Origin of the sequence: Acinetobacter sp. 809848, assembly GCF_000581275.1 — a bacterium.
Lineage (GTDB): Bacteria > Pseudomonadota > Gammaproteobacteria > Pseudomonadales > Moraxellaceae > Acinetobacter > Acinetobacter pittii.
The window spans coordinates 1-1,387 of record NZ_JEXG01000138.1 but is presented as its reverse complement, the minus strand read 5'-3'; the positions used below and the strand labels follow the sequence as shown (position 1 = coordinate 1,387).

At 41.1% G+C, this 1,387-nt stretch carries 1 protein-coding gene and 1 pseudogene; both read left to right on the top strand.

The annotated features are described in order from the left end of the window. Window positions 1–778: fimbria/pilus outer membrane usher protein (locus J536_RS24385; RefSeq protein ID WP_032064275.1), on the top strand; the 778-nt coding region annotated here is incomplete at its 5' end. Further along, window positions 769–1,387, top strand: a pseudogene (locus tag J536_RS24380) (SCPU domain-containing protein); the annotation flags it as partial. The gene J536_RS24385 and the pseudogene J536_RS24380, both read left to right, overlap by 10 nt.

Sequence of the window (1,387 nt, the reverse complement as noted above, 5' to 3'; positions counted from 1 at the left end):
TAAAGTGAATGCGATCACGAGTGTATCTAGTGACAGCGGTAGCCTACGGTATCGCCAAGAAATATTCGGTTTGTCAGAACCCCAAATTGGTTCATTTGGCTGGGGTGGCTATGTTGAGCGAGATCAGGATGCAAAAGAAAACAATGCATCGGTCTATGCATCTTACCGAGCACGAGCAGCTTACCTGACGGGACGTTATAACCGATTTGGCGACAACGATCAGGTTGCACTTTCAGCAACAGGTTCATTGGTTGCTGCGGCGGGACGTATCTTTGCGGCTAATGAAATTGGAGACGGCTATGCGGTTGTCACGAATGCCGGACCACAAAGTCAAATTATAAATGGTGGGGTCAATTTGGGAGAAACTGACAAGTCTGGAAGATTTCTGATTCCTAGTCTCATGCCATATCAAGTGAACCATATTTATTTAGATCCATCGTATCTTCCTCTGAATTGGAATGTTAAATCTACAGATCAAAAAACAGTCGTGGGTTATCGTCAAGGAACTTTGGTTGACTTTGGTGCTCATCAGGTTATTTCAGGATTAGTGAAACTTGTTGATCAAAAAAATTCACCGTTAAAGCCGGGTTATACCGTTCGAATTAATGGTCAGCAAAATGGGATGGTTGGGTATGACGGTGAAGTATTTATTCCAAACCTATTGAAGCAAAACAAACTTGAAGTCGATCTTCTAGATCATGGTTCATGCCAAGTTGGCTTCACTTATAACAGTAATCAGTACTCAACTAAAAAATTGGGACCTTATATATGTCATTAAATATTATGAATAAGGCTCAAATAGAGAGCTATAAGTTTTTTCCATTGTCTTTAAAATATTTTGTAGGCATTTGCTTATTTTATCTCGTTTATGCATTTTTTAGTCCTGCACATGCGGCTTGTACGGTAAGTGGGACCACGAATAATACGTTTACCTACACAGCAGCAAATATTAATAGTGATGCAACCGTAAATCTTTCAGGAACAATTACTTGTACGAATTTAGGACTTCCCCAGATTTCTAATTTCATGTGTATGAAAACCGTATTTACGGGAACAACAAATGCAATTAACAGTGTTTCATTACCGTATACGGTTACTGCAACTGTAGGCGGGGCAGGTTCCTCTACCACCAACCAAACCTCCAATGTGTGGTATGGCCCAGTACCAACAGTCGCATCAAATAATATTGTGAGCTACTCGGTAAATATAAAAGTACCAGCTCGAACAGGGTCTCTCATTGCATACCCTCAAGGAACATATACGGCTTCGGTTCGGTTGTATTGGGATATGGATCTTTTGGGTTTGTCATGTGGTGATTTACTTGGTGGCTGGGATTCAGGCGATACATTGCTAACAGCAAACTTTGTGGTCCCAAGCCTGTGCCAAT